Consider the following 15,651-nt stretch of genomic DNA (forward strand, 5'->3'; position numbering starts at 1 on the left):
GGCACAATCGCCTTTGCAGCCCGTCTGCAAAGGCGTTTTTCTCTAGGTGTGATATGCACGTTTTATTCATCATTGATCCCTTGCCCAGCCTGTCGGCTTACAAGGATTCCTCCGTTGCCATGATGCGTGCATTTTTGGCGCGTGGTCATCGCGTCAGCGTGACCCTGCAATCTGACTTGTACATTTCCCAAAGCCGGGTTCGTACGCGCAGTCAGGCGGTCAGTATTGCTGCTGATGCCGATTTGCGTGCGCCTTCGTGGTGGACACATCCCGAGCCTGCTGTCGAGCAGGAATTGAATGTCTTTGACGCAGTCATCATGCGCAAAGATCCGCCTTTCGATATGGAATATTCCTATTCCACGCACTTGCTCAGCTTCGCGCAGGAGCAGGGGGCCAAGGTATTCAATTCGGGTGCAGCCATTCGCAATCACCCCGAAAAACTCGCTATTACCGAATTTCCGGAATTTACGCCTCCCACCTTGGTGACGCGTGATATGGCCCGTTTGCGCGCCTTTCACCAGGAATACAAGGATGTCATCGTCAAGCCGCTGGACGGCATGGGCGGCATGGGTATTTTCCGGTTGCAAGATCCCGAGCCCAATCTGGGCGCCATCCTGGAAACGCTGACCGACAACGGCACGCAAACCATCATGGCACAGCGCTACATCCCGGAAATCGTCAAGGGTGATAAACGCATCCTGATTATTGACGGCGAGCCTGTGCCGTATGCCTTGGCCCGTATCCCCCTGGCGGGCGAGACGCGTGGCAATCTGGCCGCGGGTGGTCGTGGTGTTGCGCAACCTTTGTCTGAACACGACTGGCACATCGCCCGTACCCTAGGCCCGGTTCTGGCCGAGCGCGGCTTGTTGCTGATCGGTCTGGATGTGATTGGTGAGTACGTCACGGAAATCAACGTGACCAGCCCTACCTGTTTCGTCGAAATTACCGAACAGACAGGCTTTGATGTTGCGCAGCGTTTTGCCGAGGCCGTCGAAAAAGCGACGGGACGCGCGTGATTCGCCTTGCCTTGATCATGCACGAGCCCCTGGCCAGTGCGTTTGCCAGTTGTGCCGAGCACGTCCTGGGTGAAAAGCCCGATCTGTTTGTCTTCGACATTCAGGCCGACGAGTGCACGGACACGGCGGTAGACCGTTTGTTGGGGCAGTTGCAGACGCAAGCGCCGGACTCACCCGCCACACTGATATTGTGCGACCTGTACGGTGCCACCCCATTCAATGTGGCCCGTCGAGTTCAGCAAGCCTTGCAAGATCAAGGGCAGGGTGCGTATTTATTGACCGGCACCAATATGTGCATGGTGTTGAAAGCCTTGACCGAGCGACGTGACAACCCCGAGCAGTTTGCTCAGGATGTCATGGCAGGCGCGTTGCGTGGCATTGTCCATGCCGACTGCCATTGCTAATTTGAATTTTCACTTTCATTTTTCCAGTTGCCCTTATGCCTAGCGTATCCATCACGATCAGTAATAAATTAGGTCTTCATGCACGGGCAGCAGCCAAGCTTACCCAGTTGGCCGGCCGTTATAGCAGTGAGATTTTTATCGCGCGCGGCTCGCAGCGCGTGAATGCAAAAAGTATTATGGGTGTCATGATGCTGGCCGCCGGAATGGGGGTCACCGTGGTTGTTGACGCCCAGGGCGACGATGCCGATCAGGCCCTGAATGATATCCAGGCGTTGTTTGACGCCAAGTTTGGCGAAAACGAATAAGGAAGAAATCTGGTCATGAATAGTGCTGCAGCTCGAACTCCGGCGTCTGATTTGTCCGCGATGTTTACCGCTCAAGGTCAAGCCGTCGGGAAGGGGTATGCCATTGCCAAAGCCGTGGTGATGAGCGCAGCAGCACTGGAAGTTCCTCATTACCGGATTGCGGCGGAAGACGTGGACTCTGAAAGCCAGCGCTTGTTAAGTGCCATGGCCAGTACACGCGACGAACTTCGCGCCATGGTGGATCAGTTGCCCGTTGATGCACCGCGCGAACTCGCGCCTATTTTGACGGTGCATAGCCTGCTTCTGGACGACCCCATGTTGACGCAGCAAACCTGTGCCATTATTGCGGAACGCCATTACAACGCGGAATGGGCATTGACCTCACAAGGTCAGATGCTGGTCGAGCAGTTTTCCCAAATGGAAGACGAATACCTGCGCGAACGTGGTGCCGATGTGCGCCAGGTCATCGAGCGCGTATTGCGTGTTCTGGCAGGCAAACCCGCGTTGTTGCCCGGTTTTTCGGCTGCTCAGGAAGAGCCGCTGATTGTGGTGGCACGCGATATTTCCCCGGCAGATATGCTGCGCTTGCGCGGTGGTCATTTCGCCGGTTTTTTGACAGACCTGGGTGGGCCTACTTCCCACACGGCTATTGTGGCTCGCAGCTTGAGTGTTCCTGCCGTCGTCGGCTTGGGCAGTTTCCGCAGCCTGATCCGCGATGGCGATTATCTGATCGTTGATGGCTTCTCGGGTGCGGTTATCGTCAATCCGTCGGAACGGGTACTGGCTGAATACCGAGAGCGCCAGGAGGCCTACCGCCGCGAACGTGCCGAATTGGAAGAGCTGCTGGATGCACCTGCTGTGACTCTGGACGGCATCAATGTACGTCTGGAAGCGAATATCGAGCTTCCCGAAGAAGCCGAGCTGGCCTTGAAGGCAGGTGCTGATGGCATCGGTCTGTTCCGCAGCGAATTTCTGTTTATGGGCCGTAGTGATCTGCCTTCCGAGCAGGAGCAGTACGAAGCCTATTCTCGTGTGGTCAAGGCCATGCAAGGCAAGGTAGTCACCATCCGTACATTGGACATCGGTGCTGACAAGACGCTGGATGGGGACGCCACAGTAGCCACCAATCCCGCCTTGGGTTTGCGTGCGATTCGCTACTGTCTGGATAAGCCGGAAATGTTTGCCACACAGTTGCGCGCCTTGCTGCGTGCCAGCCAGCACGGACAAATTCGCATCCTGATTCCCATGATTTCCTCCATGAACGAGGTGCATGCCAGCCGTCAGGCGATTGAGTCCGCTGCTCGGGAGCTGGAGAAGTCTGGTACTCCGTTTGCACGGAACTACTTATTGGGCGCCATGGTGGAAGTGCCCGCCATTGCTATCGCTATTGAGCCTTTTGTGCAGGAGCTGGACTTTCTGTCCATAGGCACGAATGACTTGATTCAATATGTCCTGGCCGTAGACCGGGGCGATGCGGAAGTGGCTAGTCTGTACGACCCCATGCATCCTGCCGTGTTGCGCTTGATCGCCCATACGATCAATGCCGCCGACCGTGCAGGTAAACCCGTTGCGATCTGTGGCGAGATGGCGGGGGACGCGTCAGTGACCCGTATGCTGCTCGGATTGGGCCTGAAAGAGTTTTCCATGCATCCGCAGCAATTGCTGGATGTGAAAAAGGAAGTGCGCCTGTCGCATTCCAATGCCTTGCGCGTGAAGGTTGCCAGTGCCTTGAACCGTGCCGAGCGCATCGATCTGGCAACCTTAGCCGCCTAAGTTGTTGAAACTAGGCCAATTTAATTTGGCAAATATGTAACAAACCCCGGCTGTAGCCCTATGAGGGATTCTGTTTGTAACAGAGCCCCAGAACCGGGCTGCCTGCTAGGTGCTTGTTGTTAAAGGGTTTGTCACAAACCTTGAGCTATATCGTCAGAATAATTGAAATCAGGATTTACACTAATAGATTGGTCTGCTCGCTCAGCACCGATAGAATGGCTTCTAGGGGAGTTGTAACAGACCCAAGGCCGAGCTGGAAGTCGCACCAGGCATCGGCCCATTCTATCTAGCGACCTTGGAATAGTAGGAAGGAAATCTTATGAAACTGACTCGTGCTCATTTTGCTGTCATGGCCGCTGCTGCTTCGATGACTCTTTTGGCTGCGTGTTCCAAAGAGGACGATAAAGCCGCTACGAGCGCGCCACCTGCTCCTGTCGCTACACCACAATCGACAGCACCTGCCACTCCACCTGCACCAGAAGCTAACAAGTCCCTGGAGCAAAAAACGGAAGAACTGAAGCAGGACGCCGCTAAAGTTGCTGACGACGTCAAAAAAGAAGCAGAGGAACAGAAAGAAAACGCCAAGGAAAACACCAACACCCTGAAGGAAGATGCCAAGGCTGCTGGCGATAAAGTCGCTGAAAAAGCAGGTGAAGCGAAAGATGCAGTGGCTAACGCCGCTAGCCGTACGGGCGACGCTATTAAAGAAGGTGCTGCCAAGGCTGACAGCGCAATCCAAAGTAAGCTGGGTAATGGTGTAGATTCTTCGCCATCTTCGGTTCCTTCGGAACAAGCCAAACCTTAAGGTTTGAATAATTCGGCTGATTGTCTGGCCAGATGAAAAAAGCGGGTGCCTTTGGCACCCGCTTTTTCTATACTGCTGGTAGTGTCAATATTTTCAGGAGAGGACCATGATTAATCGTAGCGAGTGGCTGGAAGATCTGCAAAAAAACGTCTCGGAGCTGATCGCCAAAAGTCCGGCTGCCGATATTGAGCGCAATGTAAAAGCCTTTATGGGTCAGGCCTTCAACCGCATGGACTTGGTAACTCGTGAAGAGTTTGATACCTACAAGCTGATGCTGGAACGCGCGCTGGCTCGTGTAGCCGCTCTGGAAACACGCCTGCAAGCCCTGGAAGGGCGTCAAACGCCAGTGCCTCAAGACAGCGATACCGCTGGAAAAGAGGGCAGCCAAGGCTGATCACTTCATTTGAATACGGTCACCAGGCCTGGGGGCAAACAATCGGCCAGCCCCTTTTTTATTGCTGTTTTTCTTGTCCTGACCGGGGTGTGCGCCGCACTGCATGTGTGGAAAGTACCCCCGGCTTTGCCTTTTATGCAGCGGGAACTGGGCATGGATCTGGTGCAGTCCGGCTTTTTGCTGGCCAGCGTACAGATGGCAGGAATGCTGCTGGGGCTATGCATAGGCTTGATCTCCGAGAAAATCGGCCTGCGTCGCTGCATCCTGATCGGGCTGGGGATTTTGAGCTTGTCCTCGGTGATTGGCTCCCAGTTTGAGCACAGTAGCCTGGTCTTGTTGGGCCGGATGATAGAAGGCTGTGGCTTTCTGATGGTGGTGTTGCCTATTCCAGCCCTGATCAAGCGCATTACGGATGCGGCGCGTTTGAGCCGTGTAATGGGTTTATGGGGCTGTTATATGCCCGCTGGCGCTGTGTTGATGTTGTGGGCGGGAGCTGCCTGGCTAGCGATAGGCTCATGGCGCACCTTGTGGGTCGTGTTGGGCATACTGACGGCCATCGTCATGGTCTTGACCTTTATTTTGGTGCCGCCGGACTCTCAGACTCAAACCAAAAGCGCGGCACAGAATACCTCCTCCCATCGTTGGTCCAACTTGCTGCGCACGACTTTGAGTTCCGGCCGGGTCTGGCTGCTGGCCCTGGCGTTCGGTGTGTATGCCGCGCAATGGGCGGCGGTCGTAGGCTTTATGCCTACTATCTACAATCAGGCGGAGATTGCGGTCGGTACAGCCGGTTTGCTGACTGCCTTGATTGCTGCAGGTAATGTGGTGGGCAATCTGGGGGCAGGGCGCTTTTTACATGCGGGTATCCCGCCACATCGCCTGCTGCAAGCGGGTTACCTGGGCATGATTGCGTGCGCAGTCGTGGCTTTTGGCCTGACACAAAGTCTGGTCGTTCAGTTTGTCGCGATCTTGCTGTTCTCGATTGTGGGCGGCTTGATCCCCGCAACCTTGTTTTTTTTGGCTGTAACGGCAGCACCTTCACCCGAAACCACGTCAACCTCGGTGGGTTGGGTGCAGCAATGCTCTTCATTGGGCCAGTTTGTAGGCCCACCCGTTGTGGCTTCGGTAGTACATGCTTTGGGCGGATGGCAATGGGCCTGGATCGCCACCGTTAGTTTTGCCATATTGGGTTTGATTATTGCCTCGCGCCTGTCACGGCTGGGTTTACCCAACGGCCGTTAAGCATTGGTCAAAGCACTTCCACATAGCACGACGTAGTCAATGAAAGAGCCAGCTCAATAATGCTGGCTCTATTTTCTTGAAGGAAAAGCAGCAGCATGCTTGTCAGTAATGTCTTGGTCAGTAGAGAGGAGTTGGTCGATCTTCTGGCCGCTTCCCATGAGTCTTTACGCTTTGAAAACTGTAGCTTCGACGGCGAGGATCTGTCGGGTCTGGAGTTGGAAGGCTTGCAGTTTGCAAGCTGCAGTTTTCTGGATACCCGCTTTACACGGGCACATCTGCAAGACACAGTCTGGGAGCGTTGCAAGCTGGGCCAAGCAGATTTTAGTCTGGCCGATCTCAGTTCGGCCCGTTTCAGAGTGTGTGACTTGCACTTGAGCAAGTGGGTGCGCACGCAGATTGCCTCTGTGCAGATTGAGGACTCCAAGTTAAGCGGCGCAGTTTTTAATGAAACGCGTGGTTTGGATCTGGGTTTGCGCGAATGCAAGCTGGTAGGGACGACCTTGCGCGCTATTAATTTCCGTAAGCAAAGCTTGGTGCAACTGGACTTCTCCGATGCGGATTTAGGCGGTTGTAATTTCCAGGATGCTGTCTTTGAAGGCGGCAGCTTGCGCGGTGCCAGCCTGCGAGGGGTGAACTTTAAAGGTGCGGACTTGCGTAGTGTGGAACTGGGCAGCATCACCTTGTACGACTTGAATAATTCTTTTCAAGGTGCGTGTCTGTCTGTGGAGCAGGCGGTCCAGTTAGTCAGCTCCATGGGAGTGCAGGTTCAGTAAGCCCTGTAGACCGTACAAGTACGCAGTGATGTTTTAAGGCAGGCATCTGGAGCTTCTTTTTCCTGACGGGCAGACTGAATGTTTGCCTTGGAAAGGGAGAAGGGCATATGTCCTTGGCCGTGTTGAACAGTTGTGCCTTATCGGGCCTGGATTTTATCGACGTGCGTGTCGAGGCGCATGTCGCTCCAGGATTACCTGCCTTTCATATTGTTGGTTTACCCGATGCCGGTATTCGCGAAAGCCGGGAGCGCATACGGGCCGCCTTGCAAGCCAGTGGTTTTGATTTTCCCGCTGCCCGACTGACCATCAATCTGGCTCCTGCTGATTTGCCCAAGGATTCGGGGCGTTTTGATTTGCCTGTGGCTTTAGCAATCTTGCTGGCTAGCGGCCAACTCAGTCGTCCAGACGACAAACAACGTGAGCAGGCCATCACCGGTCTGGATCGTTATGTCATGGCCGGGGAACTGTCTTTGACCGGGGCTGTGGTTCCGGTTCAAAGCGCCTTGACGATAGCCTTGGGTATGGCGCGTCGGCATCCAGAGCTTTGTTTGCTTCTGCCTGCGCAGAGCGCAGAAGTTGCCGCCCATGTCCCTGATCTACAGGTCTGTGGGGTTGCCAGTCTGGCCGAGGCGGCGGGGTATCTGCGAGGGGACAAGGAACTGGAACCTGCGTTGGCCAAGCCCTGGCCAGAGTTGAATGAGGGCCAGCAGCTTTGTCTGTCGGACGTGCTGGGACAGCCTTTGGCTTGCCGTGCTTTAGAGGTGGCGGCTGCAGGTGGCCATAGCCTGTTGTTGAATGGCTCGCCGGGTGTAGGCAAAACCATGCTGGCTCAACGTCTGCCGGGTTTATTGCCAGATCTGGATCGATACGCTCAGCTGGAAGTGGCCGCCTTGTATTCCTTTGTGCAAGAACAGGACTTTTTCAGCAGGCGACCGCCTTTTCGCGCTCCGCATCATAGTATTTCGACTCCTGCCTTGATTGGTGGGGGAAGCCGACCTAGGCCAGGAGAGGTATCCTTGGCTCACCGTGGTGTATTGTTTTTGGATGAGTTGCCAGAGTTTAACCGCCGAGCATTGGAGGCCTTGCGTGAACCCTTGGAGCAGGCTTGTGTACGCATTTCACGTACTCAAAAACAAGCGGTCTTCCCGGCTCAGTTCCAGTTTGTTGCGGCGATGAATCCTTGTCCTTGCGGTTGGGCTGCTAGCCGGCATCGAGTGTGTCGTTGTTCGCCGTCGCAGCGGGAGCTCTATAGACAACGTTTGTCAGGTCCTATGTTGGACAGAATCGACTTATTAGTCACGATGACAGAAGTCGATTCGGAGCGTGCTCAAGCAGCAGAACCGTCGAGCCATATAAAAGAACGCGTTCAGAAAGCAATTGAACGACAGTTGCTGCGTCAGCGTTCAAGAAATGCACATTTGACGGTATCTGGTTTTAAAAAGTATGGCTTGTTATCTGGGGAGGCGGCGCAGTTGTTGACTAATGCTCGGCAACGTTGGCAATGGTCTGAAAGAGGGCAGGGTAGATTGCTGCGTGTTGCGCTTACGATTGCGGACTTGGCAGGAAGCAAGGAAATTACACGTTCCCATCTTGCAGAAGCCTTGCAGTTCCGTGCTGATTTAATGGCTACTGTGTGGTAGATGGCACTGTGGTCATAGAAGCTATGACCAAGCTGCCGGGCGGTCAGAGGTCTTTTTCTCGTATAAATGTACGGGCTGCCGAGAGGGTGGGACCGGTGGGAGACTCGCCTTCTTCTGAGACAAGCAGAATATTATTCTGGATGTTCTCTTCTCCTAGTTTTTGAATGATGGCTTGCCTAATATTTGTATATAAGCTTTCTATTATTTCTGCCTCATAGGAGTTTGTTTTGATTTCTCCTATCAAATCTTTTGTTAGAAATCTTTGTTCAAATATTTTTCCACTGCTCTTTTGGCCTGTTTTGAATATTATGTTAAATACATAAATTTTATTATTTTCATCTATGTTTGTTATTTGAAGGTTTATTATCGTTTCTATTTTTTGAGGTTTTGTTTTTTTTATTTTTGTTTCTTTTGTTGTTTCTTTTTTATAAAGCTGTGATGCATTATTGTCTTTTTCTAAAAGATCAAAATTTTCTATGCTTTCAATAATTGATTTTTTTTGAATTTCTTCTAGGTTTTTTAACAGGAATTCTTCTAGTATTTCCTGTATTGAGAAATCATATTTTCCTTTTTGGAATTTTATTGTTCCATTTGATTGTGCTATGAAATTCCAAAAAATTATTCCCAGTGATTCTGTGTAGTATTTCATCCATATTTCAGGGTTGTTAAATCTATTTTCGTATTCATTATCAGCCACTAGCTGAATGAAGAGATTGCTATGGATGGCATCTTTGTAGGTGTTTAAGTCTGTGTTTTTCTGGGTTGTTGAAAATAGATTCCCTGATACAACATAGTCATTGTTTGTTGAGATTTCCATTTTTTTGCTCCTTGCTATGTTAAAAGCCCGGGGTGCCCCGGGCTAGTTATGTTATTTCTTTTTAAGTACCAGGCCGTTGATAAAATCATCGGCGTTTTTACCTAATTTCTTCAGAACCGCAGAGCGAACCTGCGCATATACCTGCTCATTAAGCACGCTTTGTTGTGCTGCGCGGAACATGACAGAGTTTTTTGTTGACCATTTCCAAAATAGGAAACAACCATGTTGTTCTGTTGTTGTTGCATCCACTGAGGTCAATAACATGATTGTGTTGCCATCCCTGTCTTGTAGGGTTGGCAAAATCTGAAATGTACCAGTTTGACCAACGGTGCTTGTCATGCTGAATAAATCGACTGCATCCTTGTTTTTAGGATCGTTTTCCATCGAATCGAATGTTCGTTTTGTCAGCAAGTACGCTTCACTTGTTGGGCTAATGATTGCTCCTATTATTTCCAGAATAATCTGACTAATAGTGGCATTGGTGTTCTTTGGGTTGTATTTTTGATAGACATCGCTAAATCGTCCCCAGCCTAAATTGGCAAGCCCGCTTGTATAAAAATTAAACCAATCCTCTCGTTCTGTCCTGGGGTTGAACTGGGCATCAGCAGCAAGCTGCATTAGTAATGTGCTGTTTTGTACATCCTCTCTTGCTTGCTTAGGTAGTCCAGTAACAAAGCATGCGACGCTACCGCCTACAACATCGGCTGAGTCTTCTTTGTCTTCTACATTGAATCTTTGTTGCCTTGCCTTGATTCTAAGAAGAGCTTCTTCAGGGATTTTTAGAGATTCGATCCAGTCGTGGCGTTCTTTTTCATTTGAGATGGTGCTCATTTTTATTCCTTAAAATAAAAATAAATAATTTGAAGGCTGACTTTTTCAATCTAAAATGGAATTTTATTTTTCCATTTGTTTTATTTCATATTTTTTTCTTCTCTGAGTCCAATATCGTTCAGATATATTGCTCGTCTTTTTTTGTGTTTTTGGTTATTCGTGGCCATTTAGTTAGTTTGTTTTTAGTTGTTTTTCTTTGTTTTTTTCTTTTTGTTCCTTCTTATCTGCCTGTTTATTATTTCCTTGCGGATTGTGTTTGCGCTAACTTGACGATTCTTGTGGGGATATATAGTTGTGGATAGCGGGCCGGTAGCTTGGTTCAGCCACTGACGTCAAACAGGCTGTGCCACTCGTGGTAGCTTGAGTGGTGTTGCTAGATAGCATCTGTGTGGGCAGAAGGGGGAGGCGGAAGGGGGGCTATCGAGGACAGCACCAGCGGCCTTGATATCTAGCTATGGGGAATTGATAAAAGGCGATGAAAATCTGGACAATTTCCCAAGAATCACCCTATAATCAAGAGCTTTTCCCCTGTTTGGATTTGTTCTGGCAGCGGGCAAAGAAAAAAATAAGTGCCTGTTTTGGGTCATACAAGTGTCAGCCAGCTTCCTAGGCGACCACCCGCAGACACAAATTAGTCGAGTAATTTCATGCCTAAAATGAAAACCAAAAAAAGCGCCTCCAAGCGCTTTGTGGTTCGTGGTAGCGGTTCCATCAAGCGGGGCCAAGCGTTCAAGCGTCACATTCTGACCAAGAAGACGACCAAGAACAAACGTCAGTTGCGCGGTGCCGTCGAGGTTCATAAAGCCGACGTCGCTTCCGTAAAAGCAATGATGCCTTTCGCTTGATTAGGGAGAATCGAACATGTCACGAGTAAAACGCGGTGTTAACGCACGCGCACGCCACAAGAAAGTAATTGCCCAGGCCAAAGGTTTTCGCGGCCGTCGCGGTAATGTATTCCGTATAGCCAAACAGGCTGTCATGAAGGCAGGTCAGTACGCCTACCGTGACCGCCGTAACAAGAAACGCGTATTCCGCTCGCTGTGGATTACCCGTATCAACGCAGCTTGCCGCGAACTGGACATGAGCTACAGCCAGTTTATCGCCGGCCTGAACAAAGCCTCCATCGCTTTGGACCGTAAGGTTCTGGCTGACTTGGCTGTTAAAGACAAAGCAGGTTTTGCTGCTGTTGTTGCACAGGCTAAGAACGCTCTGGCTGCTTAAGCGGTATCTGACTGTATAGTTCACAAACGGGGCCTTTGGGGCTCCGTTTGTTTTTGGAAAGTAACACGCCATGACTTCCTCCCACGACGATCTGATTGCCCAGGCTCGGGCCTTATTTGAGCAGTCTCAGGACGCCGCCTCGCTGGAAAACGCTAAAGCTCGATTTTTGGGCAAACAAGGTGCCATCACTGCCTTGATGAAAGGCCTTGCCCAGATGGAGCCGGAGCAGAAAAAAGCAGCAGGTGCCAGCATCAACGTGCTCAAGCGCGAAATTGAAGATTTGCTGAACGATCGTCGTGCTGCCCTGGCGGCAGAACAATTGAACCAGCGACTGGCTCAAGAACAAATTGATGTGACCTTGCCCGGCCGTGGTCGTGGTATTGGCGGTATTCATCCCGTCATCCAGACCTGGCAGCGCGTCGAGGCCATTTTCCGCTCTATCGGTTTTGAAGTGGCTGACGGCCCCGAAATCGAAAACGACTGGACCAACTTCACGGCGTTGAACAGCCCTGAAAACCATCCCGCCCGCTCCATGCACGACACGTTCTACGTGGACATGCAGGACGAGACTGGCGAACCCTATTTGCTGCGCACGCACACCAGCCCCATGCAGGTGCGTTACGCCCGCATGAATCAGGCGCCCATCAAAGTGATTGCCCCCGGCCGCACCTATCGTGTTGATAGTGATGCCACCCACTCGCCCATGTTCCACCAGGTGGAAGGGCTGTGGATTGCCGAGAACATCTCCTTTGCTGATCTTAAAGGCGTCTACACCAATTTCCTGCGTGCCTTCTTTGAAAGCGACGATCTGGTCGTACGCTTTCGACCTTCTTTCTTCCCCTTTACCGAGCCATCCGCCGAGATTGACATGATGTTCTCCTCCGGTCCCAACAAGGGCCGTTGGCTGGAAATCTCCGGTTCCGGGCAGGTTCACCCGCAAGTGGTGCGCAATTTCGGTTTGGACCCAGAGCGTTACATCGGTTTCGCCTTTGGTTCCGGACTGGAGCGCCTGACTATGTTGCGCTATGGTGTTAACGATTTGCGCCAGTTCTTTGAAGGCGATCTGCGCTTTCTGAAGCAGTTCAATCGTTGATTCCTACTTCGCGCCGCTGGGCCTCTTAGGCCCGGTCGGTTCCGGTATACGCCGTTTTACGTCTCCATCTTTGCATCATGTTATTTTCCGAATCGTGGCTGCGCCGCTTTGTGAATCCCAAACTGGGAACTGAAGAACTGGGTCATCAACTGACGATGGCTGGCCTGGAGGTTGAAGAAATTCAAGCCGCCGCGCCAGCGTTCGAGAATGTTGTCGTTGGCTTTATTGCCGAGATTGCCCCTCATCCCGACGCTGACCGCCTGCGCGTATGCCAGGTCGATGACGGCTCGGGCAAGCTGCTGCAGATTGTGTGCGGTGCGCCCAATGCGGCTCAAGGCATCAAGATCCCGGTTGCACGTGTTGGTGCAGAACTGCCCGGTGGCATGAAAATTGGCCCGGTCAAAATGCGCGGCGTGGAATCCGCCGGCATGCTGTGCTCGGGCCGTGAATTGGGCCTGTCCCAGGATCACGACGGTTTGCTGGTACTGGATGCAGATGCACCAGTGGGCCAGAGCCTGCGTGAACTGCTGGATCTGGATGACCAGATTATCGAATTGAAGTTGACGCCTAACCGTGCGGACTGCTTGTCCGTGCTGGGCGTGGCGCGTGAAGTGGCCGCCTTGACTGGCGAACCACTGACACTGCCAGACTTCACTCCTGCTCCTGTCACGATTGAAGATCGCGTTTCCGTCTCCGTGAAAGACGCTGATCTGTGCGGCCGTTTTGCCGGTCGTGTAATTCGTGGCGTCAATGCGCGTGCGAAAACTCCGGACTGGATGAAAACCCGTCTGGAACGTAGCGGTCAGCGTTCGATCTCCGCTTTGGTGGACATCTCCAATTACGTCATGCTGGAACTGGGCCGTCCTACGCACGTGTTCGATTTGCAGCACGTACAAGCCGGTCTGGAAGTGCGTTGGGCACGTAAAGGCGAGCAACTGGAGCTGCTGAGCGGTTTGAACGTCGAGCTGGATACCGATGTTGGCGTGATCGCGGTTAACGATGTACCGCAAAGCATGGCCGGTATCATGGGCGGCGAACAAAGTGCTGTCACGCTGGACACGACGGATGTGTATCTGGAGGGCGCTTTCTGGTGGCCAGAAGCCATCATGGGCCGTGCTCGTCGCTACAAGTTTTCTTCCGACGCCAGCCACCGCTTTGAGCGTGGCGTGGACTTCGACTCCATTACCCCGCATCTGGAACGCACTACAGCGCTGATCCTGGAAATCTGCGGTGGTCAGGCTGGTCCTATGGACGATCAGGTTGTTGCCTTGCCCGAGCGCAAGCCAGTGGCCATGCGTCTGGATCGCTGCCGCCGTGTTCTGGGTATTCCGCTGGATCAAAAGCAGGTTGAGAGCATTTTCACCTTGCTGGGCTTGAGCTTCTCAGTCGCTGACGGTGTCTTTACGGTCAATCCTCCCAGCTTCCGTTTCGATTTGACGATCGAAGAAGACCTGATCGAGGAAGTCGCCCGTATTTACGGTTTTGAAAATATTCCTGATCTGCCTCCGGTCGCTGCCGCGCAAATGCGTGTGCCCGTTGAGTCCTTACGTGGCCCGCACGCCTTGCGCGCTGTGCTGGCTGCCCAGGACTACCAGGAAGTGATCAACTTCTCCTTTGTGCAGGAGTCCTGGGAAAAAGACATTAACGGACAGGCTGATCCTATCCGTTTGCTGAATCCCATTGCCAGCCAATTGGCGGTGATGCGTACCAGTCTGATTCCTGGTCTGCTGGCCAATATTGAACGCAACGCCAACCGCCGTCAGTCGCGCGTACGTGTGTTCGAGTTCGGTCGCGTTTTCATGCGCGATGCTTCTCAAGAAAATGGTCCTTTGACTGTGGCCGGTATCCACCAGCCCAACCGCATTGCGGCTGCTGCCTGGGGCCCGGTCGTAACCGAGCAGTGGGGTCAGCCAGATCGTCCAGTTGACTTCTTTGACGTTAAACGTGATCTGGAAACCTTGCTAGGCCAGCGGGCTGCTCAAGTTCGTTTCGAGCCTGAAGCTCACCCCGCCTTGCACCCAGGCCGTAGCGCCAGTGTGAAGCTGGATGGTAAAACCATAGGCTGGATTGGTGAAATCCATCCCCAGTGGCTGGCCGAATTCGGCTTGAATCAAGCGCCTGTGGTCTTTGAAGTGGATGTAGATGCCATTTCGCATGACGAGGTCGTGCATGCTCAAGAAGTATCCAAGCAGCCTGTGGTGCAACGAGATCTAGCAGTTTGGCTGGATAAAGACGTATCCTATCAAGCTGTGCTCGATACCTTGAACAAGGTGCGTAGCAGCGCAGAACAGGCAGCCATCGTTAAAGACATTCAATTGTTTGACGTTTGGCGCGACAAGAACGATGCATCGGAAAAGAGTCTGGCGATTCGCTTCTGGTTGCAAGACAGCGCCACCACGCTGGACGATGAGCGTGTCGAACAATGCCTGGAGGTATTGTTGGCAGCACTGGTGTCCGCGCATGGTGCACGGGCAAGGGCATAAGGAGACACAATGAACGTAGAGCGTACTTTGACCAAGGCGGATTTGGCCGAACTCTTGTTTGAACGTGTTGGCTTGAATAAACGCGAAGCCAAAGATATTGTGGATACCTTCTTTGCGGAGATCCGCGATTCCCTGGCTGAGGGTGTCGAGGTCAAGTTGTCCGGTTTCGGGAATTTCCAGGTTCGGGATAAACCTCCGCGCCCGGGTCGTAACCCCAAAACGGGTGAAGTCATTCCTATTTCGGCTCGACGGGTTGTGACCTTTCATGCCAGTCAAAAGCTGAAAAGCGTAGTCGAAGGGGCGCCAGTGTCACCTGAGGATGAACAGGACTAAGTCCTGGTACGTTTGCGTACAGTTTTGCCTGACTGAACGTGTAAAATCACTCCTATTGTCGATGAGCATTAGTGGCCATGAGCACAAACGAAAAGACGGCGACCTTGCCTCCTATCCCAGCCAAACGTTATTTCACCATTGGTGAAGTCAGTGAGCTTTGTCTGGTCAAGCCCCATGTCCTGCGTTATTGGGAGCAGGAATTTACGCAGTTAAAGCCCGTCAAGCGACGTGGCAATCGACGTTATTACCAGCACCACGAAGTGCTGCTGATTCGTCGAATTCGCGGTTTGTTGTACGACGAAGGTTTTACCATCAGTGGTGCGCGTAACCGCTTGGGTGATGGCCCGGATATGCCTTTTGATCAGGAAGCCGCTGTGCGCCTGACCGGGCAGGAAATGCAGGCCTTGCGCACGAATCTGGGACAGATTCAGACCATGTTGGACCAGGCTTTGGCAATGACGGACCCGGGCTCTGCCCAGTAATCCTTGATTGTCCTGCGGGAATGAAGGTCGGCCTTGGAG

The 15,651-nt window shown here is 52.3% G+C and carries 17 protein-coding genes; 15 read left to right on the top strand and 2 right to left on the bottom strand.

Annotated features, from left to right (window positions below):
- Nucleotides 1-53: 53 nt before the first annotated feature.
- The 9 genes from gshB (at nt 54) to JYG33_RS03725 (ending at nt 8,352) form a co-directional block, all read left to right on the top strand.
- Nucleotides 54-1,016, top strand: a complete 963-nt coding sequence (gshB, locus tag JYG33_RS03685) for a glutathione synthase (RefSeq protein ID WP_207874538.1) — start codon at nt 54-56, stop codon at nt 1,014-1,016.
- Entirely contained in the window at nt 1,013-1,420 is a 408-nt protein-coding gene (locus JYG33_RS03690) for an IIA component of sugar transport PTS system (RefSeq protein ID WP_009454402.1), read from the top strand. Before gshB ends, JYG33_RS03690 begins: the two co-directional genes overlap by 4 nt.
- Before the next feature lie 35 nt (nt 1,421-1,455).
- Nucleotides 1,456-1,725: an HPr family phosphocarrier protein gene (locus JYG33_RS03695; protein WP_003800381.1), complete on the top strand. Its 270-nt coding sequence runs from the start codon at nt 1,456-1,458 to the stop codon at nt 1,723-1,725.
- Nucleotides 1,726-1,785: 60 nt separating this feature from the next.
- On the top strand, nt 1,786-3,498 hold the full coding sequence (ptsP, locus tag JYG33_RS03700; RefSeq protein ID WP_207875723.1) for a phosphoenolpyruvate--protein phosphotransferase: 1,713 nt from the start codon (nt 1,786-1,788) through the stop codon (nt 3,496-3,498).
- Between the two features lie 319 nt (nt 3,499-3,817).
- Entirely contained in the window at nt 3,818-4,303 is a 486-nt protein-coding gene (locus JYG33_RS03705) for a hypothetical protein (RefSeq protein WP_207874541.1), read from the top strand.
- Nucleotides 4,304-4,409: 106 nt separating this feature from the next.
- On the top strand, nt 4,410-4,697 hold the full coding sequence (locus tag JYG33_RS03710) for an accessory factor UbiK family protein (protein ID WP_207874544.1): 288 nt from the start codon (nt 4,410-4,412) through the stop codon (nt 4,695-4,697).
- A 135-nt stretch (nt 4,698-4,832) separates the two neighbouring features.
- Nucleotides 4,833-5,939 carry an MFS transporter gene (locus tag JYG33_RS03715; protein ID WP_243430264.1) on the top strand — a complete coding sequence of 369 codons (1,107 nt, stop codon included), beginning with the start codon at nt 4,833-4,835 and terminating at the stop codon, nt 5,937-5,939.
- Nucleotides 5,940-6,034: 95 nt separating this feature from the next.
- Nucleotides 6,035-6,712, top strand: coding sequence for a pentapeptide repeat-containing protein (locus JYG33_RS03720; protein ID WP_207874549.1), 678 nt, complete (start codon nt 6,035-6,037; stop codon nt 6,710-6,712).
- A gap of 107 nt (nt 6,713-6,819) precedes the next feature.
- Nucleotides 6,820-8,352 carry a YifB family Mg chelatase-like AAA ATPase gene (locus tag JYG33_RS03725; protein WP_207874552.1) on the top strand — a complete coding sequence of 511 codons (1,533 nt, stop codon included), beginning with the start codon at nt 6,820-6,822 and terminating at the stop codon, nt 8,350-8,352.
- Between the two features lie 43 nt (nt 8,353-8,395).
- On the opposite strand, the gene JYG33_RS03730 is transcribed toward JYG33_RS03725, so the two are convergent.
- Together JYG33_RS03730 and JYG33_RS03735 are read right to left on the bottom strand one after the other, a co-directional pair.
- Nucleotides 8,396-9,169 carry a hypothetical protein gene (locus JYG33_RS03730; RefSeq protein ID WP_207874555.1) on the bottom strand — a complete coding sequence of 258 codons (774 nt, stop codon included), beginning with the start codon at nt 9,167-9,169 and terminating at the stop codon, nt 8,396-8,398.
- Nucleotides 9,170-9,220: 51 nt separating this feature from the next.
- Nucleotides 9,221-10,000, bottom strand: coding sequence for a hypothetical protein (locus JYG33_RS03735; RefSeq protein ID WP_153230082.1), 780 nt, complete (start codon nt 9,998-10,000; stop codon nt 9,221-9,223).
- Nucleotides 10,001-10,647: 647 nt separating this feature from the next.
- Here JYG33_RS03735 and rpmI point away from each other — a divergent pair.
- From rpmI to JYG33_RS03765, 6 genes are all read left to right on the top strand, one after another.
- Complete coding sequence (rpmI, locus tag JYG33_RS03740; protein ID WP_003800367.1) at nt 10,648-10,845, top strand: 50S ribosomal protein L35; 198 nt, start codon at nt 10,648-10,650, stop codon at nt 10,843-10,845.
- 16 nt (nt 10,846-10,861) lie between these two features.
- Nucleotides 10,862-11,221, top strand: coding sequence for a 50S ribosomal protein L20 (rplT, locus tag JYG33_RS03745; RefSeq protein ID WP_009454390.1), 360 nt, complete (start codon nt 10,862-10,864; stop codon nt 11,219-11,221).
- A gap of 70 nt (nt 11,222-11,291) precedes the next feature.
- On the top strand, nt 11,292-12,314 hold the full coding sequence (gene pheS / locus JYG33_RS03750) for a phenylalanine--tRNA ligase subunit alpha (RefSeq protein WP_207874558.1): 1,023 nt from the start codon (nt 11,292-11,294) through the stop codon (nt 12,312-12,314).
- A gap of 77 nt (nt 12,315-12,391) precedes the next feature.
- Nucleotides 12,392-14,797, top strand: coding sequence for a phenylalanine--tRNA ligase subunit beta (pheT, locus tag JYG33_RS03755; RefSeq protein WP_207874561.1), 2,406 nt, complete (start codon nt 12,392-12,394; stop codon nt 14,795-14,797).
- 9 nt (nt 14,798-14,806) lie between these two features.
- Entirely contained in the window at nt 14,807-15,130 is a 324-nt protein-coding gene (locus JYG33_RS03760; RefSeq protein ID WP_207874564.1) for an integration host factor subunit alpha, read from the top strand.
- A 77-nt stretch (nt 15,131-15,207) separates the two neighbouring features.
- Nucleotides 15,208-15,612 (top strand): MerR family transcriptional regulator, encoded by a 405-nt coding sequence (locus tag JYG33_RS03765; protein WP_108727425.1) that lies wholly within the window; start codon nt 15,208-15,210, stop codon nt 15,610-15,612.
- Nucleotides 15,613-15,651: the final 39 nt, after the last annotated feature.

Source organism: Alcaligenes sp. SORT26 (assembly GCF_017377875.1).
Taxonomy (GTDB): Bacteria; Pseudomonadota; Gammaproteobacteria; order Burkholderiales; family Burkholderiaceae_B; genus Alcaligenes; species Alcaligenes parafaecalis.